Genomic DNA, 21805 nt, shown 5'->3' with positions numbered 1-21805 from the left:
TCGATGCAACAGCCCCTCTCCCTCAAGAGCCGACTCGGCGAGATCGACAAGCCGACCTGGTACGCGCTGCTGTCGATCGGCGTCGTGCTCGTGACCGGCTCGATCGGCACGCTGGTCACCCAGGGCACGCTGAGCTTCCTGAGCCCTTACTACATCCTGCAACAGCTGCAGATCGCGGCCTTCCTGGGCGTGGCCGCCACCGGCATGATGATCGTGATCCTGCTCGGTCACATCGATCTCTCGCTGCCGTGGGTGCTCACCTCGAGCGCCATGCTGGCCGCAGGGGTCGGCGGCTGGGCCGCGTTGCCCTGCGGCCTGGCCGTCGGCGCCGCCGCGGGTCTGGTGAACGGTCTCGGCGTCGCCTACCTGCGCGTGCCCTCGATGATCTTCACGCTGGGCACGAACACCGTGCTTCAGGGGCTGATGGTGCTCTACACTGGCGGCTTCGCTCCGCGCAGCGAGGCACCGGAGTGGATGGAGGTCCTGGCCGTGGGCAGGACGCTCTCCATCCCGAACTCGCTGTTCGTGTGGATCCTGGTCGGCGGCGTCGGCACCTTCGTGCTGAAGAAGACCGCGCTCGGTCGCTACATCTATGCCGTGGGCAACCAGGAGCAGGCCGTCTACCTGTCGGGCGTCAGAACGCACCTGGTGCTGATCGGCGCCTTCGTGATGTGCGGCGTGTGCTCCGCCATGACCGGTATGCTGCTGGCAGGTTTCTCGCACAAGGCCTACCAGGCCATGGGCAACGACTACCTCATGCCGGCCATCGCCGCGGTGGTGATCGGCGGAACCAACATCATGGGCGGGCGCGGGACGTACCTCGGCACCGTCCTCGGCACCATCCTGATCGTGCTGCTCCAGAGCATGCTCAGCGTGCTGCAGATGCCCGAGGCCGGCCGCCAGATCATCTACGGCGCCGTGATCATCGCCATGCTGCTGGTCTACGGCCGACAGCATCAGGAGGGACGATGACTAGCGCCCGGCGCCGCGGGTGTTTAGATAGACCGCGTAGAGCGAGGTGGTGCCGCAGATGAACAGGCGGTTGCGCTTGGCGCCGCCGAAGCAGACGTTGGACACCGTCTCGGGGATCAGCACCTTCCCGAGGAGCGCGCCGTCGCTCGCGTGGCAGTGCACGCCGTCGCCGGCCGACAGCCACAGGTTGCCGTGCACGTCGACGCGGAAGCCGTCGTACACGCCCACCGGGCAGATCGCGAACACCTCGCCGCCGGTCAGCGTGCCCTTCGCGTCGACGCGGAACTTGCGCACGTGGTGCGGGCCGCCCTTCACGTGCGTCGCGCCGGTGTCGGCGATGTACAGCAGCGACTCGTCCGGCGAGAAGGCGAGGCCGTTGGGCTGCACGAAGTCGGCCGCGACGACCGTCAGCGCACCCGAGGCCGGGTCGAGGCGGTAGACGCGCTGCGCGCCCTGCTCGCTCGGCGACGCGTCGCCTTCGTAGTCGCTGTCGATGCCGTAGCTCGGGTCGCTGAACCAGACGCTGCCGTCGGACTTCACGACCACGTCGTTCGGCGAGTTCAGCCGCTTTCCCTCGAAGTGCGACGCGAGCACCGTGCGCGAGCCGTCGTGCTCGGTGCGCGAGACGCAGCGGCCGCGGTGCTCGCAGGACACGAGGCGGCCCTGCAGATCGACCGTGTGGCCGTTGGTGTTCATCGCGGGCTGGCGGAACACCGAGACCGAGCCGTCGGTCTCATCCCAGCGCATCATGCGGTCGTTCGGGATGTCCGACCAGACGAGGTAGCGCCCCGCCGGGAACCACGCCGGCCCCTCCGCCCAGCGGCAGCCCGTGTACAGCTTCTCGACGTGCACGTGCGGCAGCGCCAGCTTGCGGAAGCGCGCGTCGATCACCTTGAAGCTCGGGGTCAGCTCGATGACCATCGGGTTCTCCTTCTAGCCGGTCCGGACCTGCCGCGTCACCGTCGCGAGGACGAGCTGCGTCACGCGGCGCATGAAGCCATAGTCGAGCGTCTCGGGGGTGTCCGTCGGGCGGTGGTAGTTCGGGTTGCGGAACTCCGCCGTGTCGGTCCAGAGCATGGCGGGGATCTTCGCCTTCCAGAACGGCGAGTGATCGCTCCGGTGGAGCACGGGGAGCCACTCTTCGAGGCCGAGGTAGACCTTGAGGCCCACGACCGGCAGCTCGGGCACCAGCGCCTCTGCCTGCTTCGCGGCGAGCTCCACGAGGTGGTTCGAGCGGTGGTTCGTGAGCAGCCCGATGAAGTCGCCGACGTCCGGCGCGCCGGGGACCGGGACCGGCATCCGCTGGGATCCCGGCTCGTGGCTCGCGTAGCCGACCATCTCCAGCACGTGCACGGCGGCGATCGGCGCTCCGCCCTGCGATCGATGGCGCGCCACGAACTCGACGCTGCCGAGCAGCCCGTCCTCCTCGCCGTTCCAGGCCACGAAGCCCACCGGCAGGGCCGGCTCGAAGCGCGAGAGCGCCCTCGCGCAGGCGAGCATCGCGGCGATCCCGCTCGCGTTGTCGTCGGCGCCGGGCGTGTCGGGCACGCTGTCGTAGTGCGCCCCGACGAGGATCATCGGGCGATCGACCGCGGCCCGGGGCGTCGCGACCACGTTCGCGAGCTCGCCCTCGACCTCGACGGCATAGCCTTGCTCCTCCAGCGCACCTGCGACGTACTGCGCCGCGCGGCGGTTCTCCGCGCGCTGGCGGAACATGTGCCGCGGCCTCGCGAGCGCGACGATCGCGTCGAGCAGCTCCGCCTCGCTGACCGACGCGAGCGCATCGATGAGGCTGCCGTGATCGCCCATGGCCTTCGTGCGCCTCAGCTCCATCGCGGGGACTCCTCCTGCTACCCGCGGAGTGTAGCCGAGCCCCACCCCTCCCCTCACCCCGACGTTCGGCCGCGGCAAAACGACCGCAACGGTCACCCGAGCGGGTGCACTTCGTACCTCGGAACGCTGATGATCCCCTCGTCGCTCACGAGGCCGCACAGCGCCGGGTCGAGCAGGACGTCGGCCACGCAGCGCTGCTCCGACCCGAGGGCCATCAGGCCGCCGATCAGCCGCACCCCGTGGCTGTAGTCGGCGTAGGTGTCCTCGTGCGGCAGCCGCCGCCGGAGCGACGTGTCCAGCGGCTGCCACGGCTTGCCGTCCGCCTTGTAGAAGCCGAAGATCGCCAGCCGGCGCGCGTGGTGGTGCAGCCGGTTGGTCACCACGACGTCCTTCTTGTGTCCCGCGAGCAGCTCGCCGAGCTCGCCGACCCGGTGCTGCTCGATGGCCAGGTGGTGGTCACGAAAGCGCTCCACCTTGGTGCCGTCCTGGGGATCGAACGGGATGGCCGTCTGCTTCCGCGAGGCGGCATAGATGTCCTTCACGAGCTTCTTCGTCGGCAGCACGCAGCCGCACGCATCCGCCACGCGCTGGGCGGTGACGCCGGTGAGCGGCATGCGCAGGAAATCGGTGTCCGGGCCGATCGCCAGGTAGTCGGCGCATACGTACGCGACGCCCCGCTTTCCGTCGGGCGCCTCGACCGTGACGCGATGGAAGCGGCGCAGGAAGCTGGGCACGTTCCCCCGCAGCACCTCCTGGAGAAAGAGCTCCTCCCGCGCCGCGAGCGACAGGCCCCGGACCTGCTCGTAGAACCTCGTGCCGGTGAGCGCGCCCGGATCGCGCGGCGGCAGCCAGTCGAGTCCCGTCCCGTCGAACACGGGCGCCAGACGCGCGGACCCGGGCTGCGCCTGGCTCGACGCGAAGAACGCCACGGCGCCCCCGGCGTCGTTCGCCCGAGCCGCCGCGACCGGCTCGGGGGTGGCGGTCACCGTGAACCGGAAGCCGCTCTCCGCGAACGTGTAGCGGCGGACGCCGGCCGCGTCGTGGCCCGGCGTCGCCATCGCCGCCGACCCGCTCACCGCTCCCTGGAGCTCTGCCTGCGGCCCCGCCGCGCGCGCCGCGCCTCCCGCGGCCGCCCCCTGGCCGACGACGCCCAGGAGCGCTCGGCCCAGCGCGCGCGGCAGCTCGAGCGCGCAGGGCGGGCGCGGCAGCGCGCGCTGCATGGCGTCGCGCGTCTCGGGCCCGACCGCGCCGGTCACGGGCAACCCCATCTCCTGCTGGAAGATCCGCGTGGCCGCCTCGGTCTCCGCGCCGAACTCGCCGTCCGCGCCGGACCGCGGCAGGAGCCCGGCGCGCCACATCAACAGGTGCTGTTGCCAGGCCTTCACCTCGGGCCCCCTGGCGCCGCGCGCGAGCCCGCCGCCGGGCGGCGAGGCGCCGTAGTCGAGGCCCGGGATCCGGCCCGCGTGTGTCCAGCCCCGGTCGAGCGCCGGGAACACGCCGACGCCATGCGCGGTGTCACGCGCCTCGATGGTGCGGCCGTCGCCCAGGCTCATGGCCACGTGGGCGTGCTCGGGGCGCCCGCCCGTGAACGGATCCGCCGAGAAGCGGAACAGGAGGGCGCCGCGGGTCGCGATCGCCGTGTCCACCGGCATGAGCAGCCGCGCCGCCTTCACATGGCGCGCCTGCATCCAGGAGCCGTCAGGCATCGTGGGCTCGACGGCGAGCTGGGCGCAGCCCCACTCGATGAGCTCGGAGCAATCGAACGCGGAGGGGTTGGGGTCGGTGAGGCGCACCTCGTGTCCGAAGATGTATCTGTCATCCGCCTGCGAGAGCAGCTTCTGGCAGAGCGCGTCGGCCGTGGGCAGCGGCTCGGACGTCACGGACCCGGCCTCGAGCCGGGCGAGGCGCCGCAGATCGCTCACCGTTCCATTGAACAGGTTGGCGTCCACCGTGTTGGTCCGGACGCCCGGCATCACGGCCTTGGCGGTGATCTGCCAGAACGACCACGCGGACCAGGGGTCCCAGGCCCTGAGCGGCTTCCTGTGCGCCCAGTCCGCCCATTCCTTCGGGTTGGCCGGGGGCCTCGCCCGCACCGAGTCGAGGCCATAGGTATAGTTCGCGATCCAGAGCGGGCAGTCGACGAACTCGGAGCTGCCGCCGAGGTGATCGTGCCAGAAGTTGTGGCGGGTATAGAGGATGACGGAGCGGCCCGGGTAGCGCGACTTCACCTCCTGGACGAAGCGGCGGGTCCACACCTGGAGAGCCAGGGTGTCCTGCGACGTCCAGACATGGCCGTTGTCGCCCGCGTGCTGCGTCTCCTCGAGGTCGAGCACCATGTCGAGCTCCCCGGGCTCGAGGTCGCCGACCGCGCTGCAGAGCCTCTGCGCCTGCTCGGCGGCGTCGAGGCGCGGTAACGCGTAATGGTAATACCCCCGGAGGAGCCCGCAGCGCGCAGCCTCCGCGCGGTTGGTCGCGAACTTCCTGTCGACCCCCTCGATCCCATACGTCGCTCGGATGAAGACGAAATCGAGCCGTGAGGCGAACGCGTCCCACTGGATATTTCCCTGGTGGACGGAAACATCAGCACCGCTCAACATAGGCTCCCACCTCCCCCGCGCGCGCGGAGCGCGGCCTCGTGCCCGAGAGCCGTGCCCTGCGTGCGCGCCCTTACGCTCATGTCGCGCCGCCCGGGCGACGTGATCCCCGGGGTAGCTCAACTGCTATCGCAGGGCGGCGCGTCCGTCGAGCAAGGTCGACGCCGTGGCTCATCCGTCCCCGCGGTCATCGCGGCTGTGGAGGCGGCGATCAGCGCGTGTGTTGGAAGCCTATGGCACCGTGCAGCAGAAGACGCGAGACGCCTTCACGCTCGTGAACCACAACGGCCGCGCCTTCCGATCAGCGGCCCCCCGGGAGGCCGAGCTGGGCCTCCAGCCGCGCGATCGCCGACGAGAGATCGTGCCATTGGCGCGCCGTCGTGACCCTGACGATCCCGCCCGAGAAGCAGAACGTCAGGATGCCTGGAAAGACCGCCACGCGGCTCTGCCGGAGGAGATCGCGGAAGCACCGATACGAGTCGTTCCACCCCGGTAGCTCGACGGCGAGGTTGATCGAGCAGCGCGGCGAGATGACGCGCGCGGACGCTCGCGCGAGCCGGCCGATGGAGGCGTCGCGCAGCGTCTGCAACGCGTCCTGCCGCGCGCGCCGCTCGGTCCGATATCTCTCATAAGCTATCGAGAGCTGCGCGCGATCCAGCCCGTAGGAGCGCTCGAACTCGTCGACCTCGGCCGCCCCCGGCTCCGTGACGCCGGTGATGAGCCAGCGCTCCATCCGCGCCAGCACCTCCACCAGCGTGTAGAAGAAGGAAGGCGGCCCGCCGAAGGTCGTCGAGGCGTATTCGTAGTAGTCGGCCATGAACCCGGCGTCGGCGAGGAACCAACCTATCTTCAGCCCCGGCGCCGACCATGTCTTCGAGGCGCTGAAGACGCGGATCACGTTGGTGGCCGCGCGCCGCTGCGAGCACCGCCCGAGCGGGCCGAGCCACTCGTGGCACTCGTCGAGCACGATCATCGTCGACGGAGACGCGGCGCCGATCAGCCGCCCGAGATCGGCGTCGGAGACCGCCGCCCCCGTCGGGTTCGCGACCGTCTGCAGGAGGACGAGCGGGGTGCGCGGCGTGAGCGCGGCGATCAGCGGCTCGAGCGACGTGTGGCCGGCCCTCGACGGGAGGGGAACGAGCTCGACGTTGCGCCGACGGGCTATCGACTCCACGAGAGGGGGATAGTTGGGGATCCCGCACAGCACGGGCGCCCCCTCCCTCGGCGCGCCCGAGAGGATGAAGTCCGCGAGCGCGCTGATCGCGAATGTCCCGCCCATCGTCAGCGCGACGTTGTCGGCCGTGTAGACCGCCCCGTCGATCCGAGCGTTCTCGTACATGGCGACGGCCTCGCGCGCCGGGCGGCGCCCGCACGAGTCGGAGTAGCCGTACCAGTCCCGCTCGAGCGCGAAGCGGACGCAGTCCTTCAACGCCTCCGGGAGGCCCCACGCCTGCTCGTCGACGGACCCGCTCGAGAGGATGATGTGATCGTCGGACCGGAGCTCCCCGTAGAGGTCGTCGCGAAAGAACCAGTTGAAGAGCTCCTTGATGAAGCGCACGGTCGCGCGCGAGGTGAGCACCTCGCTCGGGTGGACCTGCCTCCGCAGCGTCGCGGCGCGCCAGCGCTCGGCGAGCGATGGCCTGTGCGCGTGCCTGCCGAGCTCGTGCTCGACGCGTCCGAGCCAGAGATCCCGCAGCTCGATCGGATCATCGGGGTTCTTCGCCCGCGCGTACACGTCGAGCATGCGCTCGTCGACGGTCGGCACGAACGTATCGTCGAAATCCCCGAGGGAGCGGGCGCGCCGCGCGGCCTCGTGCGCCTCGTCGGGCAGATCGAAGGAGCGCGCGCGCGGGGCCCTGGCGAAGAGCTGGAGCTCTTGCCCAGCGAGCTCCGCCGGCGCCGGGGGCCACGGAGCCCTGGTTCGCTCCTCACTCATTGGGCTGCTCGGCTGTGCGAATCCGCTCCACGTGCCGCGCGGAGATGCCGTCCACGATGGTCCGGTTGATCATCGGGTGATCGTCGTGAACAGGGCCGAAGTCGCTGTCGGGGTGGAAGGCGACGACATCCATGCTCTCCGCTTCGGTCTGGAACGCGTGCTTCGAGCCCGGCGGCAGGTGGAACACCAGCCCGGGCGAGAGCGGCACCCGCCGGTCGCCCAGCCTGCAGACGCCGCGCCCTCGCACGATGAGCCCCGCGCGGAGCGAAGGATGGGTGTGGAGCGTCTGGTCCGTACGAGGGGGGAAATGCAGGTGGTTGAGGCACGGCTCGCCCCGGACCTGAGGGGCGATGAGCAGGGAGTCGGTGCAACCGTCGATGTAGCGGAGCCGCCCGGACGCCTCGATCGGCCCGGCGATCTGGAAGAACCCTTTGCTCCGAACGTGGGTGATCCCGAACGCCTCCCCCTCGCCGTGCAACGCCAGCTCTCCCGGGACGCAGAACACCATCCCTGCGCCGATCTCGAAGACCCCCGAGCGGCAACGGAGGGTCAGCCTCCCCGAGAAGACAGCGCCGTAGTGAGTCCCCTCCGCAGGAGGTTGCCACGGCCCCGGGCGATAGCTCCAGAGCTCGCAGGGCCACGTCGGGTGCGGGAGCCTCTTCAGGCTGCCGCACTCGATCCGGTGAACCGAAAAATCCGTCGCTGGATCCATCCCCGCCATGGGCTCAGCCTACCAGGCGTCCTGGTCGATTGTCGCCTCTCGTGACGTCGTGGAGCTCTCCGGCCGCCTTGGCCCGTCAGGCGGAGGGGCCGGCGAGGATCCGCAGGCGCTGGAGATGGCGGCGCTGGCTCGATCCGGCGCTTCGCCCGGCCGTCCGCCCATGGAAAAAGAACGTGTTGTCGATGATGACGAGCTTTCCGCGCGTCCAATGGACGCGGATTGCGGCGCCGGGAGCGTACATCGATGCCAGCAGGTCGCGAAGAGCGCCGTTGATGGCGTCCGCGGAGGGGGCGTGCCCCGCGTGCGTCCACTCGAGCGGCTGCGAGAGGAAGTCGCGGAACGAGAACACCCACCGACCGTCGACGCGCCGCGCTATCCATGGACCGTCGGGGCTCCTTCGATATCGCGTCTGCTCCAGCGTCGCCAGCGCGTCTGGCGACAGCCCCTCTGCGACGGCCGCCATCGGGACGAGCACGGTCTGGGCCGCGGTCCCTTCGTCGCCGGGATCGCGGCACATCAGGACGATGTACCGAGGCTGCTCCTCGGCCCGCCGGCCGCTGCCCTCGCTGTGGAGCGTCAGCGGGTTCGTCGCGAAGGGCTGGAGAGAGACGTCCTCCGTGCGCCCGTGCTCGGCCACGAGGTTGAGGATCACGCCCCTCTCCACGTACGGGAGCACCGCTGGATCCGTCTCCGGAGAGGCGGTCCCGAGGAGCGATCCCAGGGTGGTGAATCGATCGTTCGAGAGCGGCTCGTCGAGCTGGACGGCGACGAGGCCGCGCTCGCCGAGCTCGCGGAGGAGGCGCTCGCGGACCGCGTCCGGGAACTCTGCGGCCGACGCGCGGAGCACGTCTGCGCACGGCTGCAGGGCGGCGCCGCCCTCGAGCAGATCTCGCCTCCGCCCGACGTGGGCGTCGCCCGCGCGCTCGGTGAAAACGCCCTCGATCAGGTCTCGCCCTCCCTCGACGGCGCCGGGAAATACGGCTGCTTGGCGCCGATCTCGTGGCCCGCGGGGATGGGCGTGCCGAGCTCTTCCAGGCGGAACACCTCGGGCGGCAGCCGGAGCGACGCGCGGAGGCGATCCATCGTCTCGGGGACGAACGGGTAGAGCATGATCATCAGGGTCTTCAGCACGTAGAACGACGTGTAGAGGGCGTCGCGGCGCCCCTGCTCCGGGTGCCGATCGTCGTGCGGTTTGTACTGCGTGAAGAGGCTGTTGATCGTGCGGGCGTAGTTCTCGATCTCGAAGAGAAGGTTCGGGTAGTCGGCCCGCTCCATGGCGCGCACGTAGCGCTGGACGATGCGCACCGTGTCGGCGACCACCTTGTCGAGCAGGGCGCCCTCGGGGACCTTGCCGCCGAACTTGGAGTGCACCGCCGAGATGGGGCGCTCGAACGCGGCGTTCATCGGCCCGGCGAGGAACTTGTTGCGCTCGTCGAGCTTCTCGAAGTCGAAATCCGAGGGTTTCTCCGCGAGCGAGAGGAGCGCGAGGTAATACCGGATCTGATCGACGGAGTAGCCCTTCTCGTCGAGGAGCTGATTGCCGGTGAAGAAGTTGCCGCGGCTCTTGCTCATCTTCTCGCCGCCGACGAGGAGGTGGAAGCAGCCGAAGACGTCGGTGAGCTGGAGCTCGCCCGCCGCCGGCAGCCGGTGCGGGTCCTCCTGGGTCCCGAGCCACATGGCCCCCTGCATGAGCACGTAGAAGTAGACGTTGTCCTGCCCCAGGAACTGGACCACGCGGGCCTCGGGATCGCGCCAGAACTCCGCATAGCGCGCCGGGTCGACCCCCTTGTCGCGGAGCGCCACCTTCGAGAACGAGATGGGCGCGATGAGCGAGTCGGGCCAGACATAGAGCGTCTTGCCCGCGAGGTCCGGATCCTCGGTGATCGGGATCCCCCAGGCGATGTCGCGCGTGATCGACCGGTGCGCCCACTCGTCGACGAGCTCGACGCGGACGCCGTGCTGCTCGAGGATCGCGCGGCCGCTCTCCAGATCGGCCTTGTTGCCGAACTGGACAACGAGCTCCTTCCCGCGGGCGAGCTTGCTCTTGTGCTTGGGCAGGCTCGCCTTGATCTCCTTGTAGGTGGCCTCGTGCGCCCGGTCGAGGCGCACCGACGGCATCACCGTCTCCAGGACCTCGGACAGCATGGCGCGCCGCCACGTCTTCTCTTTGCCGCTGATCCACTCGCGCAGCGTCTCGGACACGGACCACATGTCGAGCCACCAGTGAACCGTCTCGCGGAGCTCGGGCACCGCGTCGCTCAGCGTGCTGCGCGGGTTGAGGAGCGCGGCGGGGGCGTGCTGCTGGCCGCAGCGGTCGCACTCGTCGCTGTAGGCGTCCTCGTTGTCGCACTGCGGGTTGGGGCAGCGGCCGCGCACGTAGCGGTCGGGGAGGAATCGCCCCATCTTCGGATCGAACCACTGACGCGTTGCGCGCTTCTCGAGGAGGCCGTTCTCCGAGAACCGCGTCAGGAACTCGTGCGCGAGCTCTCGCTGGAGCGGAAAGGTCTCCGGCTGCGAGGTGCCCGTGAAGGCGTCCAGGCTGATGCAATACCGCTCGAGCGTCTTCTTCTGCGCCTGCTGGATGCGATCGATGTACTCGCGGATGGGGAGCCCGGCCTGGACCGCGGCGATCTCGCTGGTCGACCCGTGCTCGTCGGTGCCGCACACGTACAGCACGTTCTCTGCCCCGATGAGCATTCGACACCACCGAGCGTAGATGTCGGCGGGCAGCTGGGCTCCAGCGAGGTGCCCGAGGTGCAACGGGCCATTCGCGTACGGCATGCCCGCGGTCACCACCATCCGCTTGGGCCTGCGGAGCTGCCCGATGATCGAAGCGACGTCGGAGGGGGGGCCTTTACGCGTTTCCATTGGTAAATCCAGGGTTTCCTTTAGCCCGAAGCCCCTCCCCTGACAACCGCAAAGGGCGGCCCCGCCGGAGCGGCGAGAGCGCGCGTCACCCGTTTTGACCGGATTTCCACGACCGGATCGGCGCGGACTCGCAGGTCGATCGCTCCAGAGGGCGCCGCGGACGATGCTGCTCGTTCGCCACGTGGTGAGCGCTGGCCAGCGGCGGCGCTGCGTCGTGGGGCGCAGGGAGTCGGGGGACGAGGCGCCGGTGATCCGCGCTGAATGTCGGGCCGCGCTGAATGTCGGGAGGCTTCGCGGGGCGTGGAGTCGAGGGCTAGCGTCGCGAGCCCTCGTGAGAGCGAGCCCTCTCGACTACCAGCAGGCGACGGAGCCCGGGTTGACTCGCAGGCCGGCCTTGATGAGCTCGAGGTTCACCTCGTTGAGGCGCGCCTGCGCCTTACGGTACTCCGAGAGCGCCTTCAGCTTTTCGCTGTAGAGCTTCAACTGCTCTTGATTGAGGTTGTGCGCGAGATCCTTGAGGTCACGTTCCGCCATGGCTGATTCCTCCCATACCTGCGATTGATCGCAGCAATCGAAGAGGCTATGGGATCGGTCGGCGGACTGTCAAGGGCGATGGGGGACCGCGCCTCGGGCGATTTCTCGCCGAGCGCTGCGTCATGGCGTATCGGAGGTCGCGAGGAATGCGCGCCGCATATGAATCGACACACGCGAAGCTTCGATGAACATCGCCAGCCTGAATATCGGGCCCACCTGCGATGTTCCCGTCAGGCGGCATTCCGGTAGGGGCAGATCGTCTTCACCTCGCGGCCACTCGGTCGACACGAGATCGGGGCCGATCGGCGCCGACACGAGGGCGCCGCTCCAATCGCCCTTGGGCCCCCCCTGCGAGAGCCCGAGGCCGTGATCGGCGCGCTCGATCACGGCCTCGCAGCTCGCCGGACGGTCGTCGACGGCGCCGCAGCTGGCGCAGCTGGCGAAATAGCGGGGGGCGCCGCCGGGCGCGCTCACGTCGTAGACTCCCGCCCAGAGGTCGGCGCCGCAGTCGCCGCACGTCCTGCCGGCCAGCTCCTCGCGGAGAGTGGCCGTCGGCAGCCACGAGTCCAGCCAGCTCGACCACATCGTCCTCGTCAGCACCCCGAGGAGCGTTCGTCGCAACGCGGCCTCCAGCTCGGCGCGCGGCCCCGGCGTCGTGCTCGAGCGCGCGAGCTCGCTCGCCTCGACCGCCGCCCGACACGCATCGACCGCCGGGGAGAGATCGGGCTGCCACGCTCTCACGTTCTCGAGGAAGCGCAGAATGAGCGGCGCCTCGGTGGCCTCGACGGGGGCCGAGGGCGAGGGCGCCGTCATATCGAGGGCGGCCTCGTCGAGGGCGGCCTCGTCGAGGGCGGCCTCGTCGAGGGCGGCCTCGTCGAGGGCGGCCTCGCGCGCTGGGTTTGCGACGACCGCGGGATCGCCGAACAGAAAGAGGCGATCTCGGATCATCGCGTGGGACTGTCTCCCGAGCGTCTCTCGCCACGCCGCGAGCGCGTCACCCACGCTCACCCCTTCATGCAGCGTGGCGACGAGGGGGATGACCTGCACCGGCCCGGTGTTCACGATCGCGCGCAGCGCGACGAGGCAACCGACCTCGGCCGAGGCGAGGAGCTGGGGCATAAGCCCCCAGGCGTCGACAACGCTCCAGTGCCGCCCCATGATCCCGAAGCAGCTGTTCCACATGAGGACCCGGCTCGACAGCGCGCGCGCCGGCACGAGCCGGCCGGACGCCAGCGCCTCCGCCACCCGCATCTTCTGCCGGTGGCATTGGCCGGTGATCACGCACTTCGGCGACGGACCTCCGGGGACGGAGCTCGGGTCGAGGTCCACGAGGGCACAGAGCGTCGCCCGCTCGCCGAGCAAGGCGTCGATCCCGTCGGAGTGCGTCGTCAGCGCCATGACGGCGTGCGGCCCCGTCTCGAGATCGCCGGGCGTCTTCAGCGCCCCCCGGAGCTCGACGGCGCCGACGCGGACGGGCTCGATGTGCCCTGTCATCGGGCTCAGCACGGTGGCCCGATCGAGCGGCGCAGGATCGAGCCGCGCGGCCGCGGCGCGGATCCGGACCTGTCGCGAGAGGGAGCCCGCGTCGGCCGCCCAGAGGATCCCCAAACGAGCATTCCTGCGCGCGCGCGTGATCTCGTCGAGGAGATCGTGCGGCGCCGACGGGGCGACGCAGACGACGACGTCGACCGCGTCCATCGCCGTCGCCTCCCGCGGCGAGCCCACATGAACGTAGCGGCGCCCGGTGAGATGGGCATACAGGCGGCCTGCCCGCTCGGCGCCCTCGTCGTACCCCGCGACGAGCCGTTCGCCGCCGTCGCGTGGGCCCCTCGAGGCCGGCTGGACATCGACGATCTCCCGCCCGAACAGCGTCGCGACCTGGGCGAGCAGCGCCCTCTCATCGGGGCCGGCGTAGGGCCACACCGGAGCTCCCCGCTCGTCGCTCAACAGCGGATCGTCCCCGGCCTGCGCCACCGGCAAGGCGAGCAGTCGCTCCATCGGCTCACGCGGAGCCTATCAAGGACCTCCCGGGGGATCAATCGGCGGCCGCCGCGGCTGTCTTGGCGCATTCGTCGACGGTTCTCCGTCGGCGCCTCTTCGCCGGCAGCTCGGGCAGGGAGAAAAAACGTGCAGATCCACCCCTCGCCGGAGAGGTAGTCTCCAGACGATGGATGACCTCCTACGAGCGGTGTTGGACATCGCGGCGCGCCACGTCGACGCGGAGAGAGCCTCCGCCGTGGGCCCCGACACGGATCTCTCGGCGCTCGGGCTCGCGTCGCTCGAGATGGTCGGCTTCATCCTCGATCTCGAGCGGGGCCTCGCGGTCCGGTTCCCCGCGGACCTGATCGATCCCGCCACGTTCCGCGACGCGCGGACCATCGCCGGCCACGTGCGCGCGCTGCGCGGGCCCGGGTGACCCCATGTCGACCGACTTCGATCTCGCCCACAGCTACGGCGGCGTCCCCTTCGATCGAACGCTCCCGATCGAGCCGACGATCCTCGCGCACGTCGCCGCTCGCGCGCGGTCGCAAGGCGACGATCCCTTCCTCACGGCGGCGCGGGCCGACGGAGGGGTCGTGACGCTCACCTACCGTGATCTCGAGGTCCTGAGCCGCCGGGTGTCGTCGTGGGCCCGCCGGCGGCTCGGGGTCGGCTCCGGCGACGTCCTGGCGCTCGTCCCGACGAACGAGGCGAGCTCGGTCGTCGCCCTCTTCGGCGCGTTGCGCGCCGGCTGCGCGCTCCTCCTCCTCAGCCCGGCGGACCCCGCCGGGCGGCTCCGACAGCTCACCGAGGCGCTCGGGGCGAAGGCGGTCCTCCGCTCCCCCGACGTTGCGGCCGACGTCCTCCCGGAGGCGATCCCGGTCCCCGAGGCCGCTTCGCTCGAGGACGGCGCCGCGTCCGATCCCGATCCCGCCGTCGAGCCCCGGGCAGACGCCCTGTTCTTCGGGACGTCGGGGTCGACCGCGACGTCGAAGCTCGTCGCGCAGTCGCACTACGCCGCGGCCGTGAACGCGGAGGCGCTCCGCCGTCACCACGGGCTGAAGCGCGGGGACCGCCTCCTCGGCTGCCTCCCCATTCATCACGTGAACTGCCTTCATTTCACCATCTTCGCGACGCTCGCCGCGGGCGCGCACGCCGTCCTCGCGCACGCCTTCGATCCGTTCGGCTACCCGCGGCTCGTCGAGCGGTTCCGCCCGCGCATCGCCAGCGTCGTGCCCAGCATCCTCGAGGCGCTGCTCGGGATGTGGCGGCAGCCCGCGCTGCCGGGCGATTTCGAGTACTTCGTCTCGGCCGCCGCGCCGCTGACCGCGCGCACGGCCCGCGCCGTCCGCGAGAAGCTCGGCGCGCGGATCCTCCAGGGCTACGGGCTCACGGAGACCACCAATTTCTCGACGACGATGCCGGCGGACCTCTCCGAGGACGCGTATCGGGCGCACATGCTCGACGTGGAGATCCCCTCGATCGGCACGGCCTTGTACGGCAACGAGGTGGCGGTGCTCGACCGCGGCGGCGAGCGCGCGGCGCCCGGCGAGATCGGGGAGATCTGCATGCGTGGGCACAACGTGATGACGTGTTACGCCGGCAACGACGAGGCGACGGCCGAGGCCTTCCGGGGCGGGTGGTTCCATTCCGGGGATCTGGGCCACGAGATCGAAGATCGAAGAGACGGCCGGCGTTATTTCACCATCACGGGGCGGAGCAAGAACATCGCGAAGGTGCGGGGAGAGTCGGTGTCTCTCGACGAGATGGACCGCGTCCTCCGCGCGCTCCCGCACGTCGAGGACGCCGCGTGCGTCGCGCTCCAGCACCCCCTGCTGGGAGAGGAGATCGTCGCCGCGATCGTGGGCTCGCAGGGCGCCGTCGGCGATGCGGAGATCCTGGCCCACCTCCGCGCCGTCTTCGCCCCGACGGTGCTGCCCCGCCGCCTGGTGCGGCTCGAGGCGATCCCGCGGACGCCGACGGGGAAGCTCCTCCGCGCGGATCTCGCGCGGAGGCTCGCCGCGCTCGTCGGGGCCGCTCCGGAGCGCTGATCAGCCGCGCTTCGGCGCCCGGTACACGGTCCTGTTCGGGTACGAGCGTCGCAGAGCGGCGGTCACCCGCACAGGCGCCAACGCGGGTGCGCGACTCCCGCCGTGGAGCGCTGGTTGACAGCGCGCCACGAGGGTGCGACCGTCGCTCTCATCCCCGCTCCCGAGATACCGTCTTTTCCATCCACGCGATAACACGGAGACGCTCCCCATGTCGACTCCCCACACGCTGCAGCCCGACGATGTCATGGAAGAAGGCGGCGACGTCGTCCGGCGCGCGCAGGAGGCCTGCTGGTATGCCGAGACCTCGATGGGGAAGGCGGTGCTGCGGTATCGCGAGGTCCACGATCTCCTCCGCGACGCTCGGTTCCGTAACATGGGCACCGACGTGCTCACGAGACAAGGAGTCACCGATGGCCTCGTCCGGCGGATGTACGAGGGGTTCCTCCTGAGCACGGAGGGCGCCGCGCACGCGCGCCTCCGGGGCCTGCTCAAGAAGGGTTTCACGCCCGACGCCGTGGACGCGCTCCGCCCGCGGATGCGGGAGAGGATGCACGCGCTGCTGGACGAGATCGGCGATCGAACCGAGTTCGATTTCGTCACCGCGGTCGCCGAGCGATTCCCCGGCCAGGTCATCATCGAGCTGCTCGGGCTGCCGGTCTCCTTCGAAGATCCCGATTTCCGGCGGTGGTGCTCGGATCTCGGTTACATCGTCGGGCTCGAGGTGAAGAAGCACCTGCCTCGGCTCGAGGCCGCGTTCGAGGGCCTCCGCAGGTACATCGAGCCGACCATCGCGGCGCGCAGGGCCGAGCCGAGGGGCGACCTGATCTCGACGCTCGCCGCCGCCGAGCAGAACGGGGATCGGTTCAGCGAGGAGGAGCTCGTGTGTCAGATCGTGGCGCTCCTCTTCGGCGGCCTCGACACCACCCGGCGCACGATCGGCAAGGCATTCCTGGTGATGCTGGAGCACCCGGACCAGCGGCGGCTCCTGCAGGAGCGGCCCGATCTGGCGGAGCCGGCGGCGGAGGAGATCCTCCGCTACGCCCCGGGGACGCGCGTCGCGATCCGGGTCGCTACCTGCGATCTCGAGCTCGACGGAGTCCCGATCCGGGCCGGCGAGCTGGTGATCGCCGCGACGGGCGCGGCGAACCGCGATCCCAGGGTGTTCGAGGCGCCGGAGACGTTCGATATCACCCGGCGAGGCGCCGCCCCGCTCTCGCTGGGCGCCGGCCCCCACCACTGCCTGGGCGCCTACCTGGCGCGCGCCGAGCTGCAGGAGGCGGTGCCGATCCTGACCCGGCGCCTCACGGAGGCGGCGCTCGCCAGCCCGGTCGTGGTGCGGACGGCGCGCGAGGGGTCGCCCGGCCCGCGGGTGATCCCGCTCCGATGCCGCGTGCGCCCGCGCTGACGAGCGCCTGCTGCGCCGCCGGATCACCGCCCGGCGGGCAGCCCCGCGAGCCCGTCGAAGAGCCGGTCCTCCCACCCGGGGGGGTACCACGAGGCGATCATCAACCGCAGCATCACGTGGCCTCGATCCGCGCACCGGAGGGGCCATCGGCCCGCTCCGTGGCGCAGGAAGACCTCCGCCGTCTCGGGCGGCGTGGAGAGAAACACCACATTGCCGGCGCTCTCCGGGCTCATCACGAAGCCTCGTGATCCGAGCTCCGCGCGGATGCGCGCGGCGCGATCGACGTGGCTCCGGAGCGTCTCCCAGAGCAAGGCGCGGTGCGACGTCCACGCCGCCTCCCACCGCGCCGACGTCTCCCAGGCCTCGAACTCCGCGAGTCCGATGGGCTTCACCGAGGCCCGGAGTCGGTCGAGGCTCCCCTCCTCCGCGCGGGGGAAGAAGACGAACGCGCCCGGCCCACAGTCGATCTTGGGGAGCGAGAACGTCACCGCGTCGGCGAGCCCCATCAGATCGAGGAGCCGAGGGAGAGGATCGGAGTCCTCCGCGAGCTTGTGCGGGCCCCAGACGAGATCGAGCGCGAGCTTCATCCCCTCCCGGTCGCAGGCGGCGCGGAGGGCCCGGAGCTCGTCGATGGACGGCGCGAAGCCGAACAGCGACGGCCACGAGAGGAGGAGCACACGGGGGGTGGGGAAGTGATCCCGCCCGAGGGTCGTCTCCGCCGCTCGTGGGCAATGGGCGAGGAGCGCGTCTTCGAGGTCTTCGAGGCGTATCGTCCCCCTTTCGTCCGTCCGGATCGCGACGGGGAAGAGCTGCCCGCCGCTCATGACCGTGACGGCCCCCGCCTCGAGGATCATCGCATGTCCGACGTCCTCGGCGAAGAGCGCGCCCGGCCCGCTCCCCGCGAGGAAGCGCGCCGCGACGGCGCCCGCCGCGGTCGCCGAGGGGCAAGGGAGCCACACGCCCGGCCCGAAGAAGGGGGCGAGCGTCTCGGAGAGGCGCTTCGTGATTCGATCCCTGGCGTAGGGCCCGAGATCCCGGCGAATCAGCTGCTCCGACAGCGCGCGGAGGCTCGATCCGGCCAGCGCCGTCCGGAGCGCGATCTTCCCGGGCTCGGCGGCGCCTGCCACAGAGTCGCCCGCGGAGGAGCTGCCGTATCCCTCCAGCACGCGGCGGAGCAGCCACGGAGGCGCCCCGAAGTGATCGGCGATCACCCGCAGCGCCCCCTCGATCTCGTCGTCCCTCCGGATCATCGCGCCCGCCCCTCCCGCCGCGCTCGGAGCAGAGCGCAGATCGCCCCGACGTTCTCCAGACCTCGAATCTCCCGGGTCGTGAACCGGACCCGGAAGTGCTTCTCGATGGCCAGGACGATTTGCACGTTCGAGAGCGAGTCCCAGCCGGGCACGTCTCGCGCGACCGTCTCCTCACGGAGCTCGAGGCTGTCCGCGTCGAGGATGCCGGCGATGATCCTGGTCAGCTGGGCGAGGATGTCGTCCCCTTCCACGTCACGCCCTCCGGATGAAATGCTCGCGAGGCCGGTAGGTCTCCAGATCGAGATACCAGAGATCGCCGCGGCGCTCGAAGCCGAGCGTCGCGTAATGGTCCCTCACGAGCGCGTTCTTCGGCGTGGGCAGGTGCTCGCCGACGATCCCGCGCGCCCCTCGCCCGCGCGCCGCCTCGACGAGCACGTCGAGCACGAAGATCTCCAGCCCGCGCTTCAGCACCCGGCAGCTCATCAGCCAGGTGTCGACGAACATGGCCTCTCCCCGCGCCTCGAGGATGACCACGCTCACCAGACCGTAGGCGCCGAGCCGATCCTCCAGGCTGAACGCGAACGGGAGGTGCCCCGCCGAGCCGCTGATCCGCCGCAGCTCACCCTCCGCGTGGCGCACCGACCGCAGGTTGAACTGGTTGGATCGCTGCGTGAGCTGCGCGACGCGGGGGAGGTTGAAGGGCGTGAAGCCCTCGACCTTCGCCATCATCTCGAGGCCCCGGAGGAAGTCCTCCGGAGCTCCGGACGAGCCCTGGAGGGCGCGCCTCTCGCTCTCCTCCCGATAATACGCGGTGCGCCGCGCGTCCTCGCCGGTGAAGGACGCCGCCTCGAAGAGGTTCAGCCGCCGGAGGAAGGGCATCACCTCGACAGGATCGGCGGGCAGCTCGGGCACGCACACCTCGGGCAGCGCCGCGCGCACGGCCGCCCGCTCCACGGCGCTGTCGTCGAGGAAGACCATGCCGTCGAACCCGATCCCGATCACGCTCTGGATGTGCCGGAGGTGGTCGACCTTGCTCTCCCAGCCGGCGCAGAAGACCGCGATGTCCTCGAGCCGCAGCACCATGTCCGGGTGACGGTCGAACACCTCCCTCGCGACGCGCTCTTCGTTCTTGCTGGACACCGCGAGGACGACGCCGCGCCGCTCGAGCTCCTTCGCCCAGCACTGGATCTCCGTGAACGCGGGCCCGAGGCCGAGCTCGCCGAGCTCGATGCCCGGCAGGCCGTCCTCCGCCGCGATCCCGCCCCAGAGCGTGTTGTCGAGATCGAGGACCAGGCACTTTCGGGCGCGCCCGAGGATCGCGTCCACGACGTCCAGCGTTCTCTCGGCGAAGACCGGGAGGAAGTCGACGCCGAGCGCCATCCTCGCGGTGGCGGCGAGCCGCCGGTCCTCCGCGGCCGCCCTGCCGTGCTCCGCGAAGAGGAGGGCGAGATCGAGGACGAAGAAATCGTCGCGCGAGCTCGCGAGCTCCATCAGAAGGACGTTGATCCGGCGGAGCTGATGGACCCAGGACGAAGGGATCTTGTTGGCGAAGCTGCCGAAGACCCCGTCGTCGATCTCCGGGACGTTGACGTGGATGATCCGGGCCGAGGTGCTCTCCGCGAGCGCGTCCGCGAGGCTCCGGACGTGCGCGACGTGCCGATCCGCGAAGGAGGCGCGCTCCGTCGAGGGCAGCGCTCGAAACGCCGAGAGCAGCCGCTCGGCGGATCGCCAGACGACAACGAACTCCGGTCGAGAGCGGCGTAGCTCGGAGGAGGGATCGAGGATCGCCTGATCGATCTGATCGAACTCGCCCTCGAGCACCGCGAGGGAGAGGCGGCGATCGGCGGCCTCGCCCCGGAGCGCCAGGGCGTAGAGCTGAACTGCGGAGTCGGCAAGGACGGCCAGGCGGACTCGGCGGAATTCCGGAGAGGGCCTCTTCGCCAGCCTCCGAAGCTCGTCGAACGTCTTCACGCGCAGGCGCCCACCGAGACCCAGCTCGCGCAGCCGGAGCGCGCCTCCCGGATGACGTCGAGGGCCGCGGCGTTGCTCCCGACATCGACGAACTCCGTCTCCATCCCCGGGGTCGTCTGGAGGGTCAGGTGCAGGAGCGTGCCGGCGACCCGGTACGGCAGGACCTGGCAGGAGCAAACCCAGTTCACGAGCCGCCCGTCCTTGACCAGACCTGCCGCCACGATCCCGTAATCGCTGGTCGAGGCGCGGCATCTCCCCACGTAGATGGCGTCCAGCGTGTCGAGCTCGGGCCGATCGCCGGTCAGGTTCATCTCGGTGCACAGGACGAGCAGCTCCTCCACGCGCGGATACTCCGCGGGCGTGGCCGCCCGGACGTCGACGACAATGTTCAATCCGCGCAGGAAGGCCTCGACGCGCTCGGCGGCGGCGCCCGATCCCGCCGGCGCGACCGCCGGAGGGGAGCCGGCGATCGACGCCGGCCTCGGGGCCGGGCTCTCCCAGCGGACCAGCCGAGGACCGTGGAGGAGGAACTCTCGATATCGATGCGCCGGCCCCTCCGGCACGGTGATCTCGGGCGCGTTCGCTCGGACCTCCTCGCGATCCGCCTCGGTGGCGCCGAGGAACGCCAGCGCGTGGAGCTCGATCCCCAGGCGCTCGGCGACGCGCCGGCACGCCTCGGACGCGGGGCGTCGAGGGTCGGCCTCGAGCGCCGCGAAGTCGGCGACGTCGAGCGCGAGGCCGTCCACCAAGGCAGGGTGCGCAGAGAAGATCGAGCTCCGTACCTGCTCCGGGATCCCCTCGTACATCCACGCGAACGGCCCCGGATCGCCGTCGGCGACCGGAGCGCGCTTCTGGAACCGGCGCTGGGTCGCGTCGCGATCATTGCGTGTCGTCAGCGCGAGCGCGACTCCCCGCCTCGCGACGATCCGGAGCGCCTCGTGGAGGCCCCGCTCCATGGACCACCACGCCTCGAGGACGGTGGCCGCGGGCGCTCGATCCGGCGGGAGCCAGGCGGGGTTGCGAGCGTGGAAGTCGTCCGCGAGGAGATCTCCCCGGATCAACAGGTCGAGATCCACGACGACGCACTCGATGGGCGGGAGCGCGCGGGCGGCCCACAGGCTCGCGACCCACTGCGCCTCGTGGAACACCGCCTCGGCGACGGCGTTCGGGCCGGCCTCCTTGCCCGCGCCCGCCCCCAGGGCCTCGCCGTGGCCGAGGCCGCCGAGGACGTCATCCATCGGGATCCCGTGGCGGGCCCAGAGGCCCTGCACGTCGAGGACGCGGTGCGCGCGTATCACCGACGCGAGCTCGTCGAAGGCAGCGTCGATCTCCGCGTCTCCGCCGAGCAGCCCAAACGCACCTGCGGAGGGGCGGCGCACTCCCCTGTAGACGACGGGTGTCTCGCTCAGCGCGGCGACGACCGCCCGGAGCGGGTCGAGATCGAAGCGGGGAATGGGGCGGCCGGCGATCGCGGCGACGCAGATCGGCGCGATCACGTCGAAGCCGAAGAGATCGACGTAAACGAGCGTCGGATCGAGGCGGAGAGCCGCGTCCACCTGCGTCCACCCGAGGACCTTGACCTCGGCGCCGGTGAGCTGGCGGAGCGCCGGCGCGACGCGGAAAGCACCGCAGTTTCCCATGAGAAGGATCATGGCCCCTCGCTCTTCGCGCGGTGAGTGGAGCACATCCC

General features: G+C 70.7%; 17 protein-coding genes. 4 read left to right on the top strand and 13 right to left on the bottom strand.

Annotated features, from left to right (window positions below; translation table 11 throughout):
• The first annotated feature begins 3 nt into the window (after window positions 1-3).
• Window positions 4-972 (top strand): ABC transporter permease, encoded by a 969-nt coding sequence (locus WMF39_RS44505; RefSeq protein WP_437742491.1) that lies wholly within the window; start codon window positions 4-6, stop codon window positions 970-972.
• On the opposite strand, the gene WMF39_RS44500 is transcribed toward WMF39_RS44505, so the two are convergent.
• From WMF39_RS44500 to WMF39_RS44460, 9 genes are all read right to left on the bottom strand, one after another.
• Window positions 973-1893 (bottom strand): SMP-30/gluconolactonase/LRE family protein, encoded by a 921-nt coding sequence (locus tag WMF39_RS44500; protein ID WP_437742490.1) that lies wholly within the window; start codon window positions 1891-1893, stop codon window positions 973-975.
• A gap of 12 nt (window positions 1894-1905) precedes the next feature.
• Window positions 1906-2805 (bottom strand): M20/M25/M40 family metallo-hydrolase, encoded by a 900-nt coding sequence (locus WMF39_RS44495; RefSeq protein WP_437742489.1) that lies wholly within the window; start codon window positions 2803-2805, stop codon window positions 1906-1908.
• A gap of 92 nt (window positions 2806-2897) precedes the next feature.
• Window positions 2898-5402 (bottom strand): GH25 family lysozyme, encoded by a 2505-nt coding sequence (locus tag WMF39_RS44490; protein WP_437742488.1) that lies wholly within the window; start codon window positions 5400-5402, stop codon window positions 2898-2900.
• A 298-nt stretch (window positions 5403-5700) separates the two neighbouring features.
• Window positions 5701-7335, bottom strand: a complete 1635-nt coding sequence (locus tag WMF39_RS44485) for a pyridoxal phosphate-dependent aminotransferase (RefSeq protein WP_437742487.1) — start codon at window positions 7333-7335, stop codon at window positions 5701-5703.
• Window positions 7328-8056 (bottom strand): cupin domain-containing protein, encoded by a 729-nt coding sequence (locus WMF39_RS44480; RefSeq protein WP_437742486.1) that lies wholly within the window; start codon window positions 8054-8056, stop codon window positions 7328-7330. Before WMF39_RS44480 ends, WMF39_RS44485 begins: the two co-directional genes overlap by 8 nt.
• Before the next feature lie 76 nt (window positions 8057-8132).
• Complete coding sequence (locus WMF39_RS44475) at window positions 8133-8903, bottom strand: TauD/TfdA family dioxygenase (RefSeq protein ID WP_437742485.1); 771 nt, start codon at window positions 8901-8903, stop codon at window positions 8133-8135.
• Window positions 8904-8998: 95 nt separating this feature from the next.
• The gene (locus WMF39_RS44470; protein ID WP_437742484.1) at window positions 8999-10924 is read right to left on the bottom strand and encodes a methionine--tRNA ligase; all 1926 of its coding nucleotides are present in this window, start codon (window positions 10922-10924) and stop codon (window positions 8999-9001) included.
• 351 nt (window positions 10925-11275) lie between these two features.
• On the bottom strand, window positions 11276-11458 hold the full coding sequence (locus WMF39_RS44465) for a hypothetical protein (RefSeq protein WP_437742483.1): 183 nt from the start codon (window positions 11456-11458) through the stop codon (window positions 11276-11278).
• Between the two features lie 120 nt (window positions 11459-11578).
• The gene (locus tag WMF39_RS44460; RefSeq protein WP_437742482.1) at window positions 11579-13456 is read right to left on the bottom strand and encodes a hypothetical protein; all 1878 of its coding nucleotides are present in this window, start codon (window positions 13454-13456) and stop codon (window positions 11579-11581) included.
• Between the two features lie 169 nt (window positions 13457-13625).
• Here WMF39_RS44460 and WMF39_RS44455 point away from each other — a divergent pair, with 169 nt between their 5' ends.
• The 3 genes from WMF39_RS44455 to WMF39_RS44445 all read left to right on the top strand — a co-directional run bounded on the left by WMF39_RS44455 (window position 13626) and on the right by WMF39_RS44445 (window position 16894).
• Window positions 13626-13874, top strand: a complete 249-nt coding sequence (locus tag WMF39_RS44455; protein WP_437742481.1) for a phosphopantetheine-binding protein — start codon at window positions 13626-13628, stop codon at window positions 13872-13874.
• Between the two features lie 4 nt (window positions 13875-13878).
• Complete coding sequence (locus WMF39_RS44450) at window positions 13879-15489, top strand: class I adenylate-forming enzyme family protein (protein WP_437742480.1); 1611 nt, start codon at window positions 13879-13881, stop codon at window positions 15487-15489.
• A 208-nt stretch (window positions 15490-15697) separates the two neighbouring features.
• Window positions 15698-16894, top strand: a complete 1197-nt coding sequence (locus WMF39_RS44445) for a cytochrome P450 (protein WP_437742479.1) — start codon at window positions 15698-15700, stop codon at window positions 16892-16894.
• Between the two features lie 23 nt (window positions 16895-16917).
• Here the strand turns inward: WMF39_RS44445 and WMF39_RS44440 are convergent, their stop codons facing one another.
• The 4 genes from WMF39_RS44440 to WMF39_RS44425 are packed head-to-tail and all read right to left on the bottom strand — an operon-like array spanning window position 16918 to window position 21767.
• Window positions 16918-18144 carry a threonine aldolase family protein gene (locus tag WMF39_RS44440; RefSeq protein ID WP_437742478.1) on the bottom strand — a complete coding sequence of 409 codons (1227 nt, stop codon included), beginning with the start codon at window positions 18142-18144 and terminating at the stop codon, window positions 16918-16920.
• The gene (locus WMF39_RS44435; RefSeq protein WP_437742477.1) at window positions 18141-18395 is read right to left on the bottom strand and encodes an acyl carrier protein; all 255 of its coding nucleotides are present in this window, start codon (window positions 18393-18395) and stop codon (window positions 18141-18143) included. The genes WMF39_RS44440 and WMF39_RS44435 overlap by 4 nt, the downstream gene beginning before the upstream one ends.
• A gap of 1 nt (window position 18396) precedes the next feature.
• Window positions 18397-20115 carry an HAD-IIIC family phosphatase gene (locus WMF39_RS44430; protein WP_437742476.1) on the bottom strand — a complete coding sequence of 573 codons (1719 nt, stop codon included), beginning with the start codon at window positions 20113-20115 and terminating at the stop codon, window positions 18397-18399.
• Window positions 20112-21767 (bottom strand): hypothetical protein, encoded by a 1656-nt coding sequence (locus tag WMF39_RS44425; RefSeq protein ID WP_437742475.1) that lies wholly within the window; start codon window positions 21765-21767, stop codon window positions 20112-20114. The genes WMF39_RS44430 and WMF39_RS44425 overlap by 4 nt, the downstream gene beginning before the upstream one ends.
• Between the last annotated feature and the right edge of the window lie 38 nt (window positions 21768-21805).

Source organism: Sorangium sp. So ce1504 (genome assembly GCF_051521635.1).
GTDB lineage: Bacteria > Myxococcota_A > Polyangia > Polyangiales > Polyangiaceae > Sorangium > Sorangium cellulosum_B.
Note: the sequence above shows the minus strand (reverse complement) of the source record. Positions and strands in the feature narration are given on the sequence as shown.

Bases quoted from the DNA above. Each gene is read 5' to 3' on its own strand.
- WMF39_RS44505 (WP_437742491.1), top strand. From the start codon at position 4: ATGCAACAGCCCCTCTCCCTCAAGAGCCGACTCGGCGAGATCGACAAG.
- WMF39_RS44500 (WP_437742490.1), bottom strand. From the start codon at position 1,893: ATGGTCATCGAGCTGACCCCGAGCTTCAAGGTGATCGACGCGCGCTTC.
- WMF39_RS44495 (WP_437742489.1), bottom strand. From the start codon at position 2,805: ATGGAGCTGAGGCGCACGAAGGCCATGGGCGATCACGGCAGCCTCATC.
- WMF39_RS44490 (WP_437742488.1), bottom strand. From the start codon at position 5,402: ATGTTGAGCGGTGCTGATGTTTCCGTCCACCAGGGAAATATCCAGTGG.
- WMF39_RS44485 (WP_437742487.1), bottom strand. From the start codon at position 7,335: ATGAGTGAGGAGCGAACCAGGGCTCCGTGGCCCCCGGCGCCGGCGGAG.
- WMF39_RS44480 (WP_437742486.1), bottom strand. From the start codon at position 8,056: ATGGCGGGGATGGATCCAGCGACGGATTTTTCGGTTCACCGGATCGAG.
- WMF39_RS44470 (WP_437742484.1), bottom strand. From the start codon at position 10,924: ATGGAAACGCGTAAAGGCCCCCCCTCCGACGTCGCTTCGATCATCGGG.
- WMF39_RS44465 (WP_437742483.1), bottom strand. From the start codon at position 11,458: ATGGCGGAACGTGACCTCAAGGATCTCGCGCACAACCTCAATCAAGAG.
- WMF39_RS44460 (WP_437742482.1), bottom strand. From the start codon at position 13,456: ATGGAGCGACTGCTCGCCTTGCCGGTGGCGCAGGCCGGGGACGATCCG.
- WMF39_RS44455 (WP_437742481.1), top strand. From the start codon at position 13,626: ATGGATGACCTCCTACGAGCGGTGTTGGACATCGCGGCGCGCCACGTC.
- WMF39_RS44450 (WP_437742480.1), top strand. From the start codon at position 13,879: ATGTCGACCGACTTCGATCTCGCCCACAGCTACGGCGGCGTCCCCTTC.
- WMF39_RS44445 (WP_437742479.1), top strand. From the start codon at position 15,698: ATGTCGACTCCCCACACGCTGCAGCCCGACGATGTCATGGAAGAAGGC.
- WMF39_RS44440 (WP_437742478.1), bottom strand. From the start codon at position 18,144: ATGATCCGGAGGGACGACGAGATCGAGGGGGCGCTGCGGGTGATCGCC.
- WMF39_RS44425 (WP_437742475.1), bottom strand. From the start codon at position 21,767: ATGATCCTTCTCATGGGAAACTGCGGTGCTTTCCGCGTCGCGCCGGCG.